The 20,489-nt window shown below is 38.3% G+C and carries 23 protein-coding genes and 1 tRNA gene; 6 read left to right on the top strand and 18 right to left on the bottom strand.

Features of this window, described 5'->3' with window-relative positions; genetic code table 11:
- Positions 1 to 140 precede the first annotated feature (140 nt).
- On the top strand, positions 141 to 809 hold the full coding sequence (locus VJ786_RS02880; protein ID WP_134776767.1) for an NAD-dependent epimerase/dehydratase family protein: 669 nt from the start codon (positions 141 to 143) through the stop codon (positions 807 to 809).
- Positions 810 to 851: 42 nt separating this feature from the next.
- On the opposite strand, the gene VJ786_RS02875 is transcribed toward VJ786_RS02880, so the two are convergent.
- The gene (locus tag VJ786_RS02875; protein WP_134776766.1) at positions 852 to 3,557 is read right to left on the bottom strand and encodes a carboxypeptidase-like regulatory domain-containing protein; all 2,706 of its coding nucleotides are present in this window, start codon (positions 3,555 to 3,557) and stop codon (positions 852 to 854) included.
- 33 nt (positions 3,558 to 3,590) lie between these two features.
- Complete coding sequence (locus tag VJ786_RS02870; RefSeq protein WP_134776765.1) at positions 3,591 to 4,517, bottom strand: GLPGLI family protein; 927 nt, start codon at positions 4,515 to 4,517, stop codon at positions 3,591 to 3,593.
- A gap of 94 nt (positions 4,518 to 4,611) precedes the next feature.
- Between VJ786_RS02870 and VJ786_RS02865 the strand changes: the two genes are divergently transcribed.
- Positions 4,612 to 6,744: an HD family phosphohydrolase gene (locus VJ786_RS02865; RefSeq protein ID WP_134776764.1), complete on the top strand. Its 2,133-nt coding sequence runs from the start codon at positions 4,612 to 4,614 to the stop codon at positions 6,742 to 6,744.
- Positions 6,745 to 6,950: 206 nt separating this feature from the next.
- Positions 6,951 to 7,037: transfer RNA gene (locus tag VJ786_RS02860), tRNA-Ser, on the top strand.
- Between the two features lie 539 nt (positions 7,038 to 7,576).
- On the opposite strand, the gene VJ786_RS02855 is transcribed toward VJ786_RS02860, so the two are convergent.
- The 6 genes from VJ786_RS02855 to VJ786_RS02830 form a co-directional block, all read right to left on the bottom strand.
- Positions 7,577 to 8,041 (bottom strand): SRPBCC family protein, encoded by a 465-nt coding sequence (locus VJ786_RS02855; RefSeq protein WP_134776763.1) that lies wholly within the window; start codon positions 8,039 to 8,041, stop codon positions 7,577 to 7,579.
- 1 nt (position 8,042) lies between these two features.
- On the bottom strand, positions 8,043 to 8,372 hold the full coding sequence (locus VJ786_RS02850) for a hypothetical protein (RefSeq protein ID WP_134776762.1): 330 nt from the start codon (positions 8,370 to 8,372) through the stop codon (positions 8,043 to 8,045).
- Between the two features lie 471 nt (positions 8,373 to 8,843).
- Entirely contained in the window at positions 8,844 to 9,308 is a 465-nt protein-coding gene (locus tag VJ786_RS02845) for a hypothetical protein (protein ID WP_134776761.1), read from the bottom strand.
- A 1-nt stretch (position 9,309) separates the two neighbouring features.
- Complete coding sequence (locus tag VJ786_RS02840) at positions 9,310 to 9,618, bottom strand: DUF3817 domain-containing protein (protein WP_134776760.1); 309 nt, start codon at positions 9,616 to 9,618, stop codon at positions 9,310 to 9,312.
- A 3-nt stretch (positions 9,619 to 9,621) separates the two neighbouring features.
- Positions 9,622 to 10,080, bottom strand: a complete 459-nt coding sequence (locus VJ786_RS02835) for a hypothetical protein (protein WP_134776759.1) — start codon at positions 10,078 to 10,080, stop codon at positions 9,622 to 9,624.
- A gap of 69 nt (positions 10,081 to 10,149) precedes the next feature.
- The gene (locus VJ786_RS02830; protein ID WP_134776758.1) at positions 10,150 to 10,740 is read right to left on the bottom strand and encodes a TetR/AcrR family transcriptional regulator; all 591 of its coding nucleotides are present in this window, start codon (positions 10,738 to 10,740) and stop codon (positions 10,150 to 10,152) included.
- Between the two features lie 311 nt (positions 10,741 to 11,051).
- On the opposite strand from VJ786_RS02830, the gene VJ786_RS02825 reads away from it, so the two are divergent.
- Positions 11,052 to 11,609, top strand: coding sequence for a hypothetical protein (locus VJ786_RS02825; RefSeq protein ID WP_134776757.1), 558 nt, complete (start codon positions 11,052 to 11,054; stop codon positions 11,607 to 11,609).
- A 102-nt stretch (positions 11,610 to 11,711) separates the two neighbouring features.
- Here the strand turns inward: VJ786_RS02825 and VJ786_RS02820 are convergent, their stop codons facing one another.
- Both VJ786_RS02820 and VJ786_RS02815 read right to left on the bottom strand, forming a co-directional pair.
- A complete protein-coding gene (locus VJ786_RS02820; RefSeq protein WP_134776756.1) occupies positions 11,712 to 12,524 on the bottom strand; it encodes a hypothetical protein in 813 nt (270 codons plus the stop codon).
- A gap of 21 nt (positions 12,525 to 12,545) precedes the next feature.
- Positions 12,546 to 13,010 carry a hypothetical protein gene (locus VJ786_RS02815; protein WP_134776755.1) on the bottom strand — a complete coding sequence of 155 codons (465 nt, stop codon included), beginning with the start codon at positions 13,008 to 13,010 and terminating at the stop codon, positions 12,546 to 12,548.
- A gap of 155 nt (positions 13,011 to 13,165) precedes the next feature.
- Here VJ786_RS02815 and VJ786_RS02810 point away from each other — a divergent pair, with 155 nt between their 5' ends.
- Positions 13,166 to 13,543 (top strand): MmpS family transport accessory protein, encoded by a 378-nt coding sequence (locus VJ786_RS02810; protein ID WP_134776754.1) that lies wholly within the window; start codon positions 13,166 to 13,168, stop codon positions 13,541 to 13,543.
- Between the two features lie 97 nt (positions 13,544 to 13,640).
- Here VJ786_RS02810 and VJ786_RS02805 read toward each other — a convergent pair whose 3' ends face one another.
- The 8 genes from VJ786_RS02805 to VJ786_RS02770 all read right to left on the bottom strand — a co-directional run bounded on the left by VJ786_RS02805 (position 13,641) and on the right by VJ786_RS02770 (position 19,035).
- Complete coding sequence (locus tag VJ786_RS02805) at positions 13,641 to 14,705, bottom strand: NAD(P)H-dependent flavin oxidoreductase (RefSeq protein ID WP_134776753.1); 1,065 nt, start codon at positions 14,703 to 14,705, stop codon at positions 13,641 to 13,643.
- Positions 14,706 to 14,715: 10 nt separating this feature from the next.
- Complete coding sequence (locus VJ786_RS02800; RefSeq protein ID WP_134776752.1) at positions 14,716 to 15,237, bottom strand: YceI family protein; 522 nt, start codon at positions 15,235 to 15,237, stop codon at positions 14,716 to 14,718.
- Between the two features lie 95 nt (positions 15,238 to 15,332).
- Positions 15,333 to 15,902: a Crp/Fnr family transcriptional regulator gene (locus tag VJ786_RS02795; protein WP_134776751.1), complete on the bottom strand. Its 570-nt coding sequence runs from the start codon at positions 15,900 to 15,902 to the stop codon at positions 15,333 to 15,335.
- A 114-nt stretch (positions 15,903 to 16,016) separates the two neighbouring features.
- Positions 16,017 to 16,676: a DUF892 family protein gene (locus tag VJ786_RS02790; protein WP_245153292.1), complete on the bottom strand. Its 660-nt coding sequence runs from the start codon at positions 16,674 to 16,676 to the stop codon at positions 16,017 to 16,019.
- Positions 16,677 to 16,756: 80 nt separating this feature from the next.
- Entirely contained in the window at positions 16,757 to 17,314 is a 558-nt protein-coding gene (locus VJ786_RS02785) for a KGG domain-containing protein (RefSeq protein WP_134776750.1), read from the bottom strand.
- Positions 17,315 to 17,519: 205 nt separating this feature from the next.
- Positions 17,520 to 18,164, bottom strand: a complete 645-nt coding sequence (locus VJ786_RS02780; protein ID WP_245153291.1) for a low molecular weight phosphatase family protein — start codon at positions 18,162 to 18,164, stop codon at positions 17,520 to 17,522.
- Between the two features lie 5 nt (positions 18,165 to 18,169).
- Positions 18,170 to 18,643 carry a DUF6428 family protein gene (locus VJ786_RS02775; protein ID WP_134776749.1) on the bottom strand — a complete coding sequence of 158 codons (474 nt, stop codon included), beginning with the start codon at positions 18,641 to 18,643 and terminating at the stop codon, positions 18,170 to 18,172.
- A gap of 62 nt (positions 18,644 to 18,705) precedes the next feature.
- Complete coding sequence (locus VJ786_RS02770) at positions 18,706 to 19,035, bottom strand: ArsR/SmtB family transcription factor (RefSeq protein ID WP_134776748.1); 330 nt, start codon at positions 19,033 to 19,035, stop codon at positions 18,706 to 18,708.
- 427 nt (positions 19,036 to 19,462) lie between these two features.
- Here VJ786_RS02770 and VJ786_RS02765 point away from each other — a divergent pair, with 427 nt between their 5' ends.
- Positions 19,463 to 20,263: a sterol desaturase family protein gene (locus tag VJ786_RS02765; RefSeq protein ID WP_134776747.1), complete on the top strand. Its 801-nt coding sequence runs from the start codon at positions 19,463 to 19,465 to the stop codon at positions 20,261 to 20,263.
- Positions 20,264 to 20,489: the final 226 nt, after the last annotated feature.

The following is a 20,489-nucleotide window of genomic DNA, read 5'->3' as shown; positions in this document are numbered from 1 at the left end:
AATTTTTAAATCTGTTTTCCCAAGCTGGAGATATATTTTATGTTTTAAGGAAAGGCCTGTAGATACATAAATGGAACAATTTATGTAGTATATACCTAGGCTGCAGATTATGGAAATTTGAGGAAGATTAAGGAGATTAGATGAAGATCAAGGTAATTATAACAGGTTCAACAGGAATGGTTGGAGACGGAGTACTGCTGGAATGCTTGCAGAACCCAAATGTAGAACAAATTTTATTGTTGAATCGGAAGCCTTATGGTATCGATCATCCGCAGGTGAAGGAACTGATCCATAGTGATTTTAATAACCTAAGCAGCATCAAAGAGGAATTGATGGGGTATGATGCCTGCTTCTTTTGTGCAGGAGTTTCCTCGGTGGTCATGTCTAAGGAAGAGTATTTCCGCCTGACCTATACATTGACCTTGAATTTCGCCAAGGATTTGGTAGCTATCAATCCGGAGATGGTTTTCTGTTATGTTTCTGGCCGAGGTACAGACAGTTCGGAACAGGGCAGGGTGAATTGGGCGAAGGTGAAGGGGAAAACAGAAAATGACCTGATGCGTTTGCCATTTCGGGCGGTGTATAATTTTAGGCCTGGGATAATGGGCCCAACCAAAGGGGCCAAGAATGTAAAGGGCGCTTTTAAGGTCATCGAATTTCTGTACCCATTCCTGCGTCCATTCAATAAAACCTACTTTTTGACCTTAGCGGAAGTTGGCCGTGCCATGATCAATGTGTCGTTGCATGGGTATAATAAACATGTGCTGGAGATTCAGGATATTTCCTTTTTGGCCAACAATAATCAATAATCGTTTTTTGAACAAATAACCGAATCCTTTTCTAACTTGGTTTTATAGGAAATTAAAGATCACCTTTAGCACCGCCATTCTACCCCGGAGCTGATACAGGTTATGGCTCTGCCTATTAGCGCTGATGGAATAGGTTTCAAAGGATTTGACATTGGCGAGGTTGGTCATGTTCAATTCCAGATCTGTCTTCCATTTGGCAAAACGATATCTTGCAAATCCATCCAAAAACACATAATTGATATCTTTTAAGCCTTCCTGTTGATTAAATAGGTGCCGCGCCGTGATGCGCAGGGTCAATCCCTTGAAGAGGTATACTGGCAATCCAACGGATTGGTTGACATTAAAGGAGGTTCGATCGAGGCTTCCATCGCCTGATCCAGCTTGATTATCCGACCAGCTCGCCAAACCGAAGTAAGATAGGTTCAGGTTCTTCCAGATCTTGGTTTCCACCTGGGTCCGCAAGCTATAGCTGTACTGTTTAAAGGGGAGGAGCTCCTGATTGAACAATTGGTTGTAGTCGGTCATGCTCCAGTTGGCATTGACTTTTAGGGAGCTTGCCCATTTGAAGATGTACTTATCGATCCCAAAGCTGGTGGATAGGGAATTGACTTGGTTCTCTCGGTCCAACAATTGGGTATTGGTGCTGTTTTCTCCCACTTCGTTGGATATGATGTTGGAGGAGATATTCTGGGAATAGCTGATTCCTGCGTTCATGAAGAACATCTTCAATGTTCTGTTGAACTTGTAATTCAGATTGGCAGACCGGGATTCATATTCGGCTAGTCCGGCCAAGTTATTGGACAGGCTGCGGTAATTGCGGAGGACGATTCCCCGGTATACATTGTCGATATTTCCAAAAGATTTGGTACGGTGGATACCTAAGCTCAGCTCATCCTCCGACGCCACCCGCAATTTGGCATTCAGCGAAGGCTGGAAAAGCAGCTGCTGTTGTTTATTGTTGATATCAAAATTCGGGTCGGCAAAGTGGGTGAACTGCAGCATGAGGGGTAAGGTCAATGTTACTGCCAAACGTTTCTTTTCCCAATCGTATCCCGCTTCTGTAGAGAGGCTATACCGTTGCCAGTCCATCTGGTTAGTTAGGGAATCCTGTGGGAAAGCCATGCTGCTGCCTTCTATTTCCTTTTCTAATCGACTATTGAACTGCTGTTTGTCGAGGATAGCGCCCAGTCTATAACTCTGTCGGATCTTGGTGGTTGGGATGCGGTAGCCTAGATTTGCCCTGGAAAATAGGGTGGGCACTTCCACAAATTGGAGGCTGGCGTCGTAGGGCAGGTTATTGTTTAAGCGATCGGCAAATACACCAGGGGTTAAACGAAGAGTCTGCGGTTTATTGCCATAATCCAGGTACCATTCCAATTCTATGAGATTATCTTTTTTGGTTTGGGGTATATAGAAGAAATGATTGGAAAAGCCTTTTATCTTTTCGTTCAGTCTACCGCTGTTGTTCGTGTTATTGGCCATTATATCCGCCATACCTTCATCCTGCCTGTATTCGAGGGCCAAAATGTTGTTGATGTATTTATCCTTACTGTTCATGCTGGCCGTAAACCTCAAGGAACTGATAAACTGTTCGTTATCCTTATCCTGGACCTCTTGAAGAACGAACTGCTCATTTTCGGTGAGGTAGGTATTGGTACCTTCGAAATGGTTTTCATCGCGACCCAACATCAATTGGATATTGGATTTCAACTGCCAGTCGTTTTTCAGGTTGACCAGGTTATTGGCATTCAGGCTGGCATGGTCGTTCAGGAAGTAATTGGCTTTTCCCAGCATTGGCGGTCCTACTGTTCCCAGGGAGAGGAGGTTGTTGATGGCGGTACGGCCAAGTTTTCCCATAATGGAATTGCTGTTGAAGCCTGTGAAATCCTGTTCCAGATCGCGACCTACATTGTTCCCTTGTAGCACATTGAGCACCTTAAATTTCTTGTTGAAAAGGATGCTGTTGAGTTCGGCATCGTATTGTTTGGGAATTCCAGCCCCTAATTTCACTTCGCCGGTCATCTTCATTTTCGCTTCATCCTTGATGACCAGATTAAGGGCTACAGCATCCGTAAATTTCTTGTTTTTTAGGACCTTGAGGTGTTCATGGTTCTGCAATACCTGGATGTCCTTGACCATTTTGTATGGAATGGTGCGGGTTCCGATGTTGTACCGGTCTTCCAGGAGATCATCTCCATCGATATAAAGGTGGGAGATGGACTTTCCTTGGAATTTGATGTTTCCATTGTCGGAAACCTCCATACCGGGCAATTTTTTGAGCACATCCCCAATGGAACGGTCCATTTCGTTGGCAAAGCTATCCACGTTGTAGCTGATGGTATCTCCGATACGCTGGATCGCCGGTCGGGATTTGACCATGATGGAATCCAGGAGGGTGGTATTCTGTTCCAGCTCTATTTTTAGATTTTTAAGGTCAGGTTGTTCTTTGGATTGATCTGCAGGTGTTACTTCCGACAAGGACATACTAAATTTTTTATAGCCTAGGTGGTTGATCTCTAACCGACTTCCTTTTGTTGCGGCATTGTTCTGCAGTTGAAAATAACCTTTGCTATCGGTCTGTTTGAAGGCCAAGATCTTATTCTCTGCTGATTTCAGCAGGATACTGGCGGAAGGAATGGCTTTTCCGGATTGCTTGTCGATCAGGTAGCCTTGTATGCTTTGCCCTTGAGCAAAGCATAGGGAGGCCAAACAGGCTAATATTAGCGAGGTTAAATAACGTAGGAACATGGTTGGTTTTAGATCTTCTGTTTTGTGAATTGTTTATGGTTTTAATTCAATGGGATTATTCACAATAGGCGATGGTTTGTAATTGCTGTTATCGCTTTTCACCGTAAGAGATTTAATCTTACTTGGATCCATGGAACCAGAAATAGCCGATGAAGAGGAAGAGCCTGAGGGCCTTCCACTAACGATAGTCATGCCACCTCTTCCTCCTGAACTACCACTGCTGATCGTCGTGGAACTGCCTCCCGTTTTTGCCTGCATATAGGCCATCGGATTTGCCCGGTATCCCTCTTCTTGTTTTTTAACCTCCGCTGGGGTAGATTTGATCGCATAATCCGGAGCTTCTATCAGGACGTTGTTGGTTTCATCCAATTTATCGAAGCCGGCATATTCAAAAACCACTTCTTTTTTGAGGTCTTCTGCCGATAGGATCAAGCCTGGAAGGCCATGTAATTTCCAAGGACCGAAGGAAAAAGGCAAGTCGGTGGTGAACCAGGCGGTGTATTGTCTGCCCTTGTAGTTGGTTGTCGCTTTTTGGCAGGTATAGCCTCCAATGGTCTTGGTTTCGTCATGGATCTCCCATTCCGGTACATCGTAGGCATTATCCATCAAAAAAGTATTCCCTCCAAATCGGGCAATCTCCAAGATTTTCTTTTCTTCCGGTTGAATGATAAAGTTGCGGTCTATGGCTGTTGAGCTTTTGCTCAGCACCAGATTACCATCAAAACTTGGGCTTTCCATCTGTTTTTTCACTTCCTGGTTCAATCGCTCTGAAGAATAGGAAGTATAATAGGAACCTTTCTGTCCAAGGTAAGTAACGACTTCATCCAGCCGGGGATTCGTTCTTTGGTTGGTGTCGTTGATATGTTTGAACTGGTAATGTACCTTGGCGACTGGTTTTTCCTGTGCGGAAAGGCCTATGCTGAAGGCTAAAGCGGCAAAAAATAGGATCGATCTTTTCATGGTTTATTAATTTTTAATAAACCTACGAAATATTAGTAATATATACAAAAAGAAAATAATTACATTTGTTAGGAAGGATAAAACAAAAAGAAACGTGGCAAAACTGAAGATAAATTACCCTAAGGATAAATTGCAGAACAATTCAACGGTTTGGAAGTATGGGATGGTGGTATTGACGATCATTCTGATCTGTATATTTTTGCCTAAGCAACCACGATTTCGGTACGAGTACCAGAAGGGGAAACCTTGGAACCATGAGAACCTGGTATCTCCCTATAACTTTGCGATCTTAAAGACGCCGGAGGAGCTGGCGCGGGATAAGCAGTATATCCTGAAGACGGTTCAGCCGATCTACAACCTGCACGATGTGGTGAGCAAGGAGCAGATCGACCAGTTCAATACGGACCTGAACGAGAAATGGCAATCCAGCCAGTTGGACTCCGTGGAGGGAGCCGATATCAATAAATATCGAGCAGTAGGGACCGCGCTTTTGGATTATGTTTATGGTCGGGGGGTGATCTCTTTGAATAACCGGTTTCAGGTGAAGGGGGATGATTCCTTGAAGCATGATCCGACGGCGATGGAGTATAATTTTGTGCTGGTGCATGATAATATTGCGCAGCAGAAGAATACGGTGGATTGTTTTACGATCGAAACGGCGAACCAATATATCCGGAGTGCACTGGAGCGGAATACGGAGATAAGCTTTAAGCCTTGGTTGGCGGAGATCCTGAAGAGTTACATTACGATCAATTTTGTTTTTAATGAAAGCCAGACGAATAAGGTGGAGCAGACGGCGCTTTCGAATATTTCGACCACGCGAGGGATGGTGCAGAAGGATGAGCTGATCGCGGAGCAGGGCAAGATCGTGAACAACGACAGTTACCAGAAGCTGGAATCGTTGCGGAAGGTCTTTGAGGATGAATCGCGGATATCGGGTGAGCAGAACCTGGTGACCTTCGGACATTTTATCCTGATCTCCCTGGCGATGACCTTGTTAATGGTTTTCCTGTACTTCTTCCGGATCGATATCTTTAATAATAACCGGCTGTTGTTCATTATCTTTCTGGTGATCCTGGTGATGCTGGGGGTATTGAGCTGGGCGATCAAGATGAAGATCCCAAGCCTGTATTACATTCCGTATTGTAGTGTACCTATTATCTTCCGCTTGTTGTTCGATACGCGGATTGCATTGAATATACATATCTTGATGGTGCTGGTGGCAGGACTGTTTGTTCCGAATAGTTTTGACTTTGTGTTCCTGCAGTTTACGGCAGGTATGGTGGCCATCTATAGCATCAAGACCTTGGTGAAAAGGGAGCAATTCCTGGTTTCCTCGGTCATTATTCTGGCGACCTACATCATGGCCTATGTGGGGCTGGTATTGACGCGTAACGGATCCTTTAGCAGCATCTATTGGCAGGATATCCTTCCTTTTACGGTGAGTGTAGGCTTGACCTTATTGGCCTATCCATTGATCTATGCGTTTGAGAAGTTGTTCGGCATTGTGTCGGATCTGACCTTGATGGAGCTGACGAACTCGAACTCGCGCTTGTTGCGGGAGCTTTCCTTGAAGGCACCGGGCACTTTCCAGCATTCTTTGCAGGTGGCGAACCTGGCGGAGGCAGCGATCTATAAGATAGGGGGGAACCCTTTATTGGTTCGTGCGGGTGCTTTGTACCATGATATCGGGAAGATGATCAATCCATTGTATTTTATCGAGAACCAGAAGACGAATGATAATCCGCATGAGGAGCTGACGCCGGAGCAATCGGCACAGATCATTATTTCGCATGTGCTGAAGGGGATCGAGATGGCGCGGAAGCATCAGATGCCGGAGGTGGTGATTGATTTTATCCGTACGCACCATGGTACGACGAAGGTGGATTATTTCTATAATTTGGCGGTGAAGGATAACCCGGATAAGGTGATCGATGAGTCTATCTTTAAGTATCCTGGCCCGGTTCCTTTTTCGAAGGAGACGGCGGTCTTGATGATGGCGGACTCGGTGGAGGCGGCTTCCAGGGCATTAAAGGAACCTACGGAGGAGTCTATCAATAATCTGGTGGACAAGATCATTGAGCATAAGTTGATGCAAAGGCAGTTTGCGAATGCGAATATTACGATGCGGGATATTACGGAGGCATCGAAGATTTTTAAGGCGATGTTGAAGAGTATTTATCATGTTAGGATTGATTATGATCTGACGAAGAAGAAGGAGGGATAAAAAATATATTGAGATTCAGATGGGGGTGGATTATTTATTTTGAGATTCAGGAGGAGGTGGAAAAAATATATTGAGATTAAGTGGGAGGTAGAAAAAATATATTGAGATTCAGAAGGTTGGGATTTTGGCGGGGAAAAAGTTAAAAAATGTGTGTAAACGGCTTTGAAGAGTGAATTAATTACTTTATGTTTGCACTGTCGAAACCCGGAGAGGTGCCTGAGTGGCCGAAAGGAACAGTTTGCTAAACTGTCGTACTGGAAACGGTACCGCGGGTTCGAATCCCGCCCTCTCCGCAAAGATAACAGCCTTATCACCAGATAAGGCTTTTTTTATGGATTTAAGCCATTTTTTAAAGTCCATGCAATTGAGAAAAATCAACGATATTATTGGTTTAAGGAAAAGAATTTTGTGATAATAAACCGTCAAATTACAATAAACCTAATGCTCGTGATTGCATTTTTCATTGATTTTAAGGTGAAAAATAGATACAAAAGATTTTATGACGAATTTTACTCATGAAAAACCCCACTTCGTGAGTGGGATACGTAACTTAAGGCAATACGATTGTAGCAATTAAGCCAAGCAAAGTCCTTCGCCCTTTGGGTGATGATAATACGAATGTATTGCTTATATATAATAGTTCATAACAAATTCAACATTGTTTACCATCATTTAACAAATTGGTATTAAATAATAAGTTTATCGGCCAACAAATCAATACAAAATCCTGAGACTGGGAATCTGGATTTTCACCTAGTAATCATTCAAAAATTACCAATTAAGACTTTAAAAAAAGCAATATTGACAATTCAATTCAATGAACGCTTTTGAATCATTCCTTCCAAGCTTGTCCCTCCGCAATATCTTTCAACTCTTGATTCCTAATTAATAAAAACTTCCGCATATAGTTTTTCAGAAACAGTTGGTTCGCTAAGCGACCTAGTAAACCCAATGGAGAGGTAAATTCAAATCGATCAATCATTTTAGTACCATTAATTGTTGCTACAAATTCATGTCTATGTTTCATGGAGGCAAAGGCACCCTGAATCATTTCATCCTCGAAAAAATGTGGTTTCTCCATCTTAGTCAACTTGACTGTCAGATTTTGATACACTCCGAAATGCTTTGCTCGCCACGTAACGGTCTCCCCTAATTCCATGAGTCCTGATGTTCGACCAGCTATAGCTCTTTCATTAGTCTGTTTGGTAGAATACTGATGCAAATCGATGTTTCTTGCCAGATCGAATACTCGATTTACAGGTGCATTAATGTGGGTTTCGAGGTGAATGATTGGCATATTATTGTTTTATTCGTACGTATTCTTCTTGAATTCCACTGATATTACTCGCACCGAAAAACAAAATCCACAAAGAGTGCTCCTGATGGCTGCTATATCCAATCCTTCCGTTCTGTAGTGCTGAAAGAATACTTATCTCTTCTTTGACTTTAAAATAGATAAATGGGAGGGGAATTAGGTTTCTTTTCTTTTCTAGGATGAGATAATTATTTTTTGGGGTTACAGGAATTCGAAAGGTAGCTATTTGTTGTCCTGAATCAACAGCATCCACTTTTAATTCATCCGTATTTAAAAGTGTCAATCTGACTTGCATATCTTCTCCACCTTCCATAATACTATCTTTATCGACCCTGAATGTCGATAACAGTCTCCATAAACTTATACTATTTTTTTGGTATGGTTTTGCTCTATTAACGGCCTTATTTGAATATAATTCACTTTTAAAATTTCCGCTGACAGAAGCCGTTTTGGTCGAAAACTTCTTGCTTAATTTTCGGGTGGATGTACAAGAACTTAAGGATAGAATTAATATTAAATAAAATAGATATCTCATGTAAATTGGTGTTAAAACAAACAAGAATGATACTGTTCTCAAATCCTGTCAGAAGGATTTCTCTATAAATCTAAAAAACAATAATCAATGTTTACAGCAAATTGTTCGAAAAGTAAAGTAGCACAGAAAAATGCATTAAAGAATTTCAAAAGACAGAGAGAATTAAGGAAAAATCAGATTTAATCCTGCATACAAAAAGGATAAAGCTATGATATCACAAATAACGGGAAGTAATTATACAATATGTGCTTAAAAAACCTTTCCAATTATCTTGAATCTATCGATAAAATTTTGGAAAGAATCCCAATTGACAACAGGTTGTAGCCATATCTTTCTAATCCCTATGAAAAAATTGACAAAAACACCTTCACTGCAGCATAAAATAATCTTTTTATCCATTGGATTCGATGAGCTATCATCATCAGGTTGACAATGGCTGTACCGATCGTTTAAAAACGAGCCTAATCCACTAACTACTTCAAACGAGGTTAGAATGTCGAGATAATTATTTGATCTATTTTCTGCTGGATTATCGATTTCAAATATGAAAATTACATCAATGTTTTTTAACAACTCTCTTTCTTTTTCTACATTATCTATCTGATGGCAATACGATCTTAAGTAGATCTTATTGCCCGAATTCCACAAATAGTCAGCTGCTTCGAGGCCTAATGCCCATCCTTTTTCGTCATTTCCTATTATTAGACATTGCATATCATTTCTCTATTTTACTTAAAATTCTGTGATCGATGTAAAAGGTTCCAAAAGGAATCAGGCAAGCCAACAATACTTTCCAAGTAGTTGATTTGAATTCCCACCTTTGCGCAATACCTACGTTGATCGTATTTAAAATAAAAAGCACAAATAATACTCCATGGATAGGACCGAGGGCCTTAACCATATCTGGGAAATCGAAAAGATACTTGAGTGGAACAGCGACAAAGACGAGTAGCAAAAGGGAAATACCTTCCAATATAGCCAATAGTCTTAGCCTTCCTACATTTGTTTTAAGTGAAATGGACATAAATTATCGTGTTAATGGTCTAATTGCAAATGGTGAAAATGGCCAAGGAATAGCTAGAAAAATAAGAATCAACCCTATGGCAAAGAAAAGGACAGTAGTTCTGTATTTATCCCCGTCATCTGACTTTCGCTTAGCCAGTGCCGATCCTATGCTTATGACTACTGTGGCCAATATCATGGTGAATGGATGCAAAATATTATAGAAGGTGAGTTCCATGTTTCCAAATGGCAGCTTATCTGATTTCCAGAAAACTTGACGTAATGGTGCCTGAATAAATAGAACAATTCCAATGAGAAGCTGGAGATGGATTATGGTGGCCGTGCCATGTCTGAAAAGATTATCCAGGTTGGTGAATTTTTTCCTTTGGAATAATCGAATGGTAAATCTTGTTAAGGTAAAAAGCAAACCGATGAGGACGAGCCAGCGCATGTAGGTATGCGCTATTAATAGATAATGATACATATTGAAAGTTTTATTCTTTATTTTAAGATTTAATAACATACTAATCGGTATGTTATAGGGCAAAAAAAATTATTTTAAGAGATTCAGATAAGCTTCAAACTGTTTCAGGTAATCTTTATATACCTTCGTGGAGTTAACTAGTTTTCCAAGATTTCGAATGCCCCAATATCCGGACATGATAAAAATGGCTACCTGTTCCGTATCTATATCTTTTCGAATTAAATTTTGTTCGATTCCTTTTTGAAGACATATTTCCAGGCACATTTTCCATTTGAGTGCCAGTTCGTTCAATACTTTAGTGAAATTTGTGTTCCAAGGAGCCATTTCTGTCGTCAAATTCGATGCAGGACAGCCATATTCAACTTTTAAGAATTCGTTTTTCAATAAAGCATCATGCATCATCTGATAGAGTATTGTCGAAGGATCTTTTTCCTGCAATAAGGGCTTTATGAAATAATGTTCAAAATTGGGCTTTATTAATTCCTGTATAATAGCTATGCCCATTTCATCCTTATTCTTAAAATGGTAATAAAATGCACCTTTAGTAACCTTTGTTTTTGCAAGGATATCATCAATACTCGTTGTTTGATAACCCTTTGTATAGATGAGGTCAAATGCCTGTTCTAAAATAGTCAGTCGGGTAATTTCTGCTTTCTTCATATTACATACCAATTGGTATTTTTTTTACAAATAAAATGTATTTTTTTTGTATTGGAAAACAAATTTTACAGCAAATCTCATTCTAGTGTCATTTGTGCTTTCTAAGTCCAACCTTCATAAAAATATGATCTCGATAATTCTGTTTTTTTTATCGGCCATTATCTTCAATTATACAGTGTAAGGATATGTTTAGGGATAATTTCAAGATTTCTCTTGAAATGAATACCATACCATTATCTTTGCAGGGAATTACACAAACTAAAAAATACTGATTATATAGCTAGGATTTAAAATCTAATCCAAAAAAGTAGATGAAGAATCAATTAAAAAATTATAGCATTCATTTTATTAAAGAAATTATTCCAGTTATTGCGGGGATTTTAATAGCGCTTTTCATAGATAATTGGAATTCCCAACGAAAAGATAAAATTTATATCAATCAAGTTCTTACGACCATCAACAGTGAACTAAAGGATTCAAAAGAGGATATCAGAACAATAATTCCACAACATGAAGCTTTAATTGATTCATTGGAGTTTTATGAAAATGACTCAAATATTTCCATTTTAGAAGTAGTGAAGAATGCCATGGGGATAAATATTCCGCAGGTAAAATCAAATGCATGGAAATCTGTTTCAAATGCTAAAATTGATCTAATAGATTACGAAAAAATCACCTCCCTTTCAAACATTGAAAATGAAAAGGAACTGTTGAATAAAAAAAGTGACTTCCTAATGAGTTTTCTTTATTCCAACATCAATGAGAAAGATAAAAATGTTAAGCAAACATTGAAAATGATCATTATGGATATCCTTCAAACAGAAAAAACAATGTTAAAGAGGATTGAGCATTTTGAAAACCTAAAATAATTGCTGGTTAAGATTAAGGACTAATTTGGTAAGGGATTTAATAATTTCTTCAACCCATCAGTATTGCATAACCATTTTTGCCTTTATCATAAATAATGCAATTTAATCATACCCTCCATTCAACAATATATTCACTTTAATCTCCTCATTTGCTTTCCAAATCACCCATCCTAAAACCTCTTTATCACCCGCTAACACATTTCCTCGGGTACTAACCTGCGCCCAATCCCCATCCACTTCTGTAACCTTAAAATATAAATTCTGGATATTGGAAAGGTGAGACCCTGTCCCATTGGGTTTGTCGTAGATCAGAGTGCCAGATGGAACGGTAACCATATAAGCACGTTTCAGTGCCTGTTCCCAACTTTCATAATAATACCAATTACTGATTTTTGTGTCCACAAAGTTGGGGTCAAAAAATTCAGGATGCTCTTTACCATTCCGGTAATCATTCTTAGGATCCAATTTTATAAAACTGGTTTCTCTGGTTTTCTCATTCAGGAGTACAATCACCCCATCCGATAATTTCTCCATAACCCGAAAGCTGAGCTTTGGCGCAAAACGGAATAATCCCATTTGCTGATTTTCCTTTCCTTCCTTTTCCGAATCACCAACATTTAAATCATAAGGTTGCAGTAGGTTTTTCTGATTTGGAATGTAGATATGTGTAATCCCTTTATCTTCGCCTTTTTCTTCCACTTTAAATTGAATGCTATTGTAAGCATCTTTTTCTGTTGGATTTTTGAACAAAGGAATGGCGTGCTGCGTATTGAAATGTATAAGACCAACACCGGCATTCGGCGGATATTTAGGTAGGTCAATGTCGATCTTCGTAGTATCAGATCGATTGCAGGCAAGCAATACCCAATAACAGCCTAGTAACGCTGAGAAAAAGAAAAGCTTATTTATCTGCATATGATTAAGTTTTATAGAGGGTTAAGGAATGGTTTCAACACCCGAAAAAAGCAAACCATTTTTGCCTTTTTTGAACCATATCCCAAATTGTCCACCTTCATGGCCTTCCGTTAATTCATCCTTTCGGTAGATGGTATACCAAACGATATAATCTGCGTGATCGGAATACTCAGCAAATAAAATTTTCTCCTTTCTTTCTAATCTATCCAGCAGATCCTTCTGGAAAATATCTGAAAAATGTTTATTAAAAAATGTCTGTTTGGAGATCAGGTAATTTCTTGGTTGACTATCCTCAAACTTAAAGCACAAGGAACAATAGATCGTATTGCTGGATAATGAGGCTAGTTTCTTTGTATCCTTCTTAAGGATCAATTCCACAATATGATCTGTTTGTTTGAAAATATTCAAGGTATCAAGCTGAGCATATAGATTTGCTGAAAGTAACAGCATCATGCTGAAAAAAAGTGTAATAATCTTGAGTTTCATGTTTTCTGTTGATCTATATTGTTAGCTACTGGTATTAAATATAAATATAACGTATTTTATTTGAGATTAATTTCTTTCCCATCCTTGTTATTATTTGTTTAAAAATTTGTAGATTCATAGCACACTATTATTAAACACATAAAACCCAAAAAACTATGAAAAATCTAAAAATTTTTTCCCTGCTATTATTAACATTAACTTTCGTTTTTTCATCATGCAGTAAGGATGATGATGATACACCTGGGACAGGAACGAAGAAAGTACAGTACAAATTGATTGGATCCACTGGTGTGAATATTTCTGTCATTGTATATTACGATGGGGATAATCCAGTAAGCAAAACCGGAAATTTCGGAAGTGAGTGGACGAGCGAAGCAAATATTTCTTCAAAAACTCCCACTATTTCAGCGAATGCAATTGGACCAAACGACAACTCCACATTGAAAGCACAGATTTTAGTGGATGGTAAAGTAGTAAAGGAAAGTGGTGTTTCAACTGGAAAAGTCCTTACGACGAATGTTTCTTATTATTAAGGCCAAATGATTTCCTTAGAACATTTCTCTTGAAGAATTTATTCTTTCTGAGGATAAACATGAAACCCCACTGAAAATCAGTGGGGTTTTGTGATTCTTAATTCATTTGTTTGATTATATTATCAATCAACTCTTTTGCTTGATGATATTTCAAAATGGGAGCGGCTTGGCCGGCCCAAAAAGCTTTCAACTCAGGATTACTTTCCGTATTAGCCGGATATGCGCCAAGTTTACCCACAATTTTTCCTTGTAAGGGATACGGAGCGAGATGATGTTGAAACTCTTTTAATTCTTCCGTAAGCCTATTTTTAATTCCACGGGACAACCTGCCTGTAAATACTTTTGTTAATGTGGTATAACGAGCATCTTTTGAAAATAATTTTTCACGATGGATGTTGCTTGTCCCAGATTCTTTGGTAGCTAAAAATGCTGTGCCAATTTGAACGGCATCTGCTCCGAGCGCCAAAGCCGCTTTAACGCCCCGATAATCAGCGATTCCTCCGGCAGCAATGACTGGAATTTTCACATGATCTGCAACTTGAGGAATTAAAGAAAAGGTTCCAATCAAGCTTTCTTCCGCATGGTCTAAAAATGAAACACGATGTCCACCAGCATCAAAACCTGTTGCTACAACGGCATCTACTCCTGCATTTTCAATGGCTATGGCCTCATCTAAAGTTGTTGCTGTTCCTATCGTTTTGATATTAAGTTGTCTACATTTTTCTAAAATATCCTTGGAGGGAATACCGAAAACAAAGCTAAATACATCAGGTTTGACCTCAAAAATAGCTTCTATTTGATTATCGAAAGTAGGACTTTCTGGCAAAGGAAAAGTTGGAGGTTCGACGCCAACTTGCTCAAAATATGGATGGAATATTTCTATTACTTTATCAAATGCTTTGCTGTCAAAATCCTGGATATGATCATCTTTATCTTTAACCCAAAGATTAAGATTGAAGGGTTTGTCCGTTTGCTTTTTGATGTTGTTCGAAATTTCTACAATTTCATTGGCATAGAATGGTTGACATCCGTATGATCCTATCCCACCTAAATTAGATACTACAGAGGTCAATTCTATAGAGGAAACCTTTCCTCCGAAAGGTCCTTGAACTATGGGTAAATCCAAACCCAGTAATCTAGTAAATTTTGTATCTGACCACATAATTGTATGTTTATTTTTGTCCAACTAATTTGAATTGTAATACAAATTCATCATAAATCAATTTATTGCCCAGATTGGGAATAAATTTACCGGATCCATATTTGATATTATATAATGTTCTATCAACCTTTATCTCTCCTAATGCATGAAGAAAATCCGTGAAAATTTCGATTGTAGCGGGAAAAGAAATAGGATGTGTAATATCCTTTATGGTTAGGTCTCCAAATATTTGATAATGATTGTTTTCCTTTATAGCTTTATTTAACTTAAATATGGCAGTCTTAAAAATGTCCACAGCAAAAAAATCTTCATGATTTAAGTGATCAAAAAATTCTTTGTAGATGGATCTATCCGCTATATCAGTTATGACGATTGATGTCATATCAATAATGATCTCGCCCGCTATTAATTCTTCGTTTTCAAAACTTAGAAAACCATTCTTGATATTAATGGTTCCGGTATGTAATCCTAATATTTTTTTTCCAGTCCAATTGACTAAACTACTTTTTGTTTGAATGCTGAATGTTGTCATTGTATTATTTTTTAAAATGTTACAACACAAAATTCAAGTAATAAAAAACGAAATCGAAGGATGTATATCACAAATAAAATGTGAGATAGATCAAGTTATTTAGTGGAATATAAGCGGCTTAAAGTTTCGCGAGTTACGCCCAAGTAAGAGGCTAAAATATGCTTAGGTAATTTTTGGACCAATGATGGGTAGTCCTGGATAAATTTTTCATACCGTTCTTTAGCACTACTACTTAGTAACGTTAAAATTCTGTTTTGTAGTGCTACATTTCTACGATTAGTTTTTTTTCTAAAGAAATGCTCTATTCGATGGAATTCCTTACACAATTTTTCCCTGTTTTCAAGACTTAGGCAAAGGACTTCTGTTTCTTCTAAACAATCTATATTTACCCTTGCTTTTTTCTTAAAGTAATAAGCTTCATAATCTGAAATCCACCAATCCTGCGTGCCAAAAAGCAGAATATGCATTTTGTCGTTTTCATCCGTATAATATGATTTTATGCAACCTGAAAGCACAAAATAATCATAAACAACAACTTGATCTTCCTGAACTAAAAATTGATGTTTTTTAAATTTTTTCGTAATAAAATGACTTAAAATATAATCATATTCATCATCCGTAATTTCAATGATTTTTTTAAATTGATTTTTTAAAAGCTCACTCATCAATTTTTTGTTTGTCGTTTTGGTAAAATTAAGGAAAAGTCTTTTAAATAAAATTGGTTTTAGAAGGGTAGGTATATATTCATTAAAAAAGAGGATCGTGGAGATCCTCTTCCCTTAATAATCCTCTTCGTCCGCTTCCATATTGATGCTTCCTTCAGCGATTTCCGTTAGATAAACATCCGTAGCTTCCTCTTCTTCCAATGTCCTTTCCAAAAGATCCGCCACTTTATCCATATCCATGGTAATGGCCAGTTGCGCTAATCCACCATAGGAAGCAATTTCATAATGCTCCAACTTTTGGGCCGCAATGATCAAGGCTACATCCCGCGTCACTGTTCCTTCTTCGGTTGATTTGATGATTTCCTTGGCTTCATCCAATAATCCCAAAATCGCTTTACATTCTTTTTCCTCTTCCTTTTCATTCAAAAGGGCAAACACCTTTTTCAATCGACTCACATGTTTTTTGGTCACCAGGTGATGGTCTTCAAACGCATCCTTCAATTCCTCCGTGGTAGCTGCCTCTTCCATTTCCACCAAGGCATCCACCAGTTTATTCTCTGCATAGAGCATATCCTTTAAACCGGAAAGGAAAAATTTATACAAAGGGCTATCCTTCTGATCACTACCTTCGTATTGTTCTTCGTTTTGGTTCTTCATGGAAGTATTATTTGTATCCTCCGAATCATTGCCGTTTTTCCTATTGTTAGCAGCTTTGCCATTCGTATTTTTAGCATTGGATTTGTTTTCCGTTGCTTCTTTATCTTGCTTTGCCATAAAATTTGTTTTAAAGATTAAATGCCTCCTAATGAAAGGAGACATTTAATTTACTATTGGTAATAATAAGTGGGGAGATCTTAAGAAGATCTTCGGCCACCATAACCAGATCTACCTGAACTTCTACTGCCTCCATGTGATGCCTGTCCACCCATTCGGGCAATTCTTGTGCGTTCTTCTGGACTCATCGCTGCAAAACCACGTTTACCTGAATTGGTGCCCGAACTTCTGGAGCTTCGAGTACTGGATGAACTGGAAGTTCGTCCCTGACTGCCTCTATTGGAACTGGTTGATCTAGATCCTAAATTATTACCGCTTTGGGATGATCTTCTACGACCGGATGAACTGGAACGATCGGAAGTATATCTTCCATCACTGTCCCTTCTTCTATTCGATCTTCCATCATCGTAATCGTCTTCATCTTGGTCATTATCATATTCGGAGTCGTAATCCTCCTCATAATCGTCCTCATTATCATAATAATCCTCTTCGTCAAAATCATCATCGTAATCCTCATCGTTGGATGCATCACGAAATCCATGGCTATAGCCTAACTGATAGATATCCTCCATGGAATGTTGTTGGTTCGAAGAAGAAGATTGCCTTGATTTTCCTCTGCTTGAATTGTTTCTTTTCATAACGTTTCTTTATTTCTTTCCTTGCTGCAATGCAGGGAATTTAAAGAGGCTTTGTCTAGAATCAGCTCTCATAAATCGAAACCTTGAATTATCAAAAAGTTTGATTTATTTTTAAATTATTGAAAGTCGATATGGGAGTATTTTTTGTCCTTTTGTTATTCAAGTCAATTGCAATAAGATTGTCCGATTGGACTATATTGATGGATTAGGTCTTTTGATGCATCAATTCATAGCAGTCTACGACCTTAGAAAAAACGTAAAACATTTCCTGCGCAATTTCTAGGCTTTTTTCCCAATAAACGGTATCCTGAATATCCGTTCCATCTGATGATTTTGGATCAGCATATGTAATAGGAATTCGGGTATCAGCACCTGGGATAAATGGACAGCCGGCATCAGCTTGGGAACAAGTCATGATGGCGGCGAAATTTGTCTTTGGGTTTAAAGGATGGTTATAAACTTTTGAAAAAAGTTTGAGTTGTACCTTTTTTTCTGGTAAATCCAATTCATAAATGGGATTAACCTCATCTTCGTTTTTTTTCAACAAAAGACCTTGATTCCTTAGCGTTTCCACAATTTTGGGATAAACGGCTGTTTCTTCAGTTCCTCCTGAAAAACATTTGATCAATGGTATCCTAAAATGATCCGCTGCAATTGATGTCCAGACCTGTGCCAAAATACTGCGCCGAGAATTATGGGTGCATATAAATTGAAGATTTACAGGATTGGAATGCTTCACCTGTTCCTGGATATAAGTAACCAAAGGTGCAAGCAAAACTTTTCTATCATCGGAAATATCCAAATCACTAAGGATATTTCCGATAGTTTGTTGAATAGTATGGTTCATCATGTCTCTTAGCAACAGCCGGAACCAGGAGAACAAGAATTGTTCGAATGCTGATTTAACTCAATAAATTTGATTTTTGGTTTTTCGGTTGGAATACCGCATGCATCTTCTGCCAAACAGGCCGTTTGTTTATTCTTCAAAAGAAAATGCTGGCCATTGAAATCCAGGTCAAACTTACCAATGGTCTGCTGTTGGAATTCTACTTCAATTTCCGCGTCCTCGATTCCTAATTGCTTTTCCGACAGGTTAATAATATTCAATAATTTATCTGGATATAGTCGATGGTCAACATCATGTGAGTGCCATAATTGGAAACTGACAGTTTTATCATGACGGATCGTCCCGCCACAATCAATATAATTTTTATTAACTTGTCCAACTTCTGTTACATGGAAATGGGTTGGAACAAAACTGCCATCCTCGAGTTGAAAGGATACTTCCGAAAGGGTAGGAAGGATTTCTTTAATTGCTGATAATTTCATTTTAAATTTATTTAAAGACAAACAAGTATCGTAATATTACGATGTTATAGTTCAAAAAAAACTTAACAACAGGTTTTTGTTTGGATATCCTGATCTAGGAAATCCGAAACATCATTTTTTATGCTATTCCATATCTTCTCATCGATACAGTAACAGATCGACTTTCCCTCAATGGAACCTGTAATGATGCCAGCATTCTTCAATTCTTTCAAATGTTGGGATATGGTCGCTTGGGCTAATCCGAGTTCATCAACAAGATCATTACAGATACAACTTGGCTGATCGATGATATATTGCAGGATAGCAAGTCGAGCTGGATGCCCCAAAACCTTGAAAAGCTTGGCTAAGTTATTCTGCTCTGCACTGAAAATTTCGCTCTTGGTGATTCCCATTTGATGAATTGATTTAATATCGCAATATTACGATATTAATTTTGCATTATTATTCTTTTACAGGGATAAATTTTGATTCACAAAAAAACCTACTGGGAATGTTACAAAGAAACTGTCTAAATTGACTTCTTGGAGGAAGCAAAATGTAGGCAGGGTGTAAGTGCGTTGTAAGTGCCTTTTAGCACTTACAACTCACTTACATGTCACTTACAACTCACTTGAACTTCGAAGATTTCCTGATCTTTTTCTTGTCTAGATTTTATTATTAAACATTTAGATTCAAATAATTCCTTTGAAATTTAAAATAATCTTTATAATTTAATATTTTAATTGAATTGCTGATCTGAATCAAGCATATCTGCCTTTCCCTTTCTCCACTGCCGAAGACTTTTTCCAATTGTTAATTTCTTTACCTAAATAAATTGTCATGGACTTTCTAGAAAAACTCCTGAACATTAATTCCAATTACATCGTAATCGGATTATTGACCATCTTCTTTTTGATGGAACAGTTATTTGCCAACCCTTTCGCTTTTCGAAAGCGAGGGAAGCACCTCTTCCAAAACATCCTCTTCCAGATCACCCTAACCTTATTGAATATCTTTGTTATTGTCCTGCAAGTGAAAGCTATCGACTGGTTGAATGCCCAAAAAATCGGGATGTTATTCTGGTTGGAATTACCTTTATGGCTCAAATTGATCGTTAGTGTGATGCTGTATGATCTCACGACTTATTGGATCCACCAAGCAGCCCATAAGGTGCCTATCATGTGGAGATTGCATCGTGTTCATCATAGTGATACCAGCATGGACTCTAGCACCACCTTCCGTTTCCATCCTCTGGAAATGATCCTGGTCTATCAGGTCGGAAATGTGATCACTGCCGGAATCTTCGGAACCGACGTCTTCTCCATGGCGCTGTATTATTTTATTCTCAACATCTTTCTCTTTCTGGAACATGCCAATCTACATTACCCGAACTGGATCAATAAGACCCTGGGGAAGATCTTTGTCATGCCAGACCACCATCGTGTTCATCATCAACAGGAGCAGTTTTATACAGATAGTAATTTTGCGGATATCTTTATCCTGTGGGATCGGATTTTCGGCACCTTTAAGACCATGCCTGTATCCCAAATGAAATATGGCCTGGAAGAATTTGAAGGGGATAGGAAGCAAAGTTTCTGGTACCTGATGAAAAGCCCTTTTATTAATGTTAAAAAACGTTAAAGGATGTTTTGATTAAAATATCGGCACAGCTCTTGCGTTAATGATAGTGTTAAACAAATAAAGAGTAATAGAGTAAAAATTTCATAATTTAGGTTAATAATTGGTTTGGTAAAATGAAGGTGTCTAAAAAGGCACCTTCTTCTGTTTTATAGCTTTCTGGAGCTCCATTATAATTTCATGAGCAATATTAGGCTGCAAGTCGATGTTTTGTACTTTTCAGCATGTT

The sequence above is a fragment of the Sphingobacterium tenebrionis genome (genome assembly GCF_037126265.1).
Classification (GTDB): domain Bacteria; phylum Bacteroidota; class Bacteroidia; order Sphingobacteriales; family Sphingobacteriaceae; genus Sphingobacterium; species Sphingobacterium tenebrionis.
This window is presented reverse-complemented; position numbering and strand designations above follow the sequence as displayed.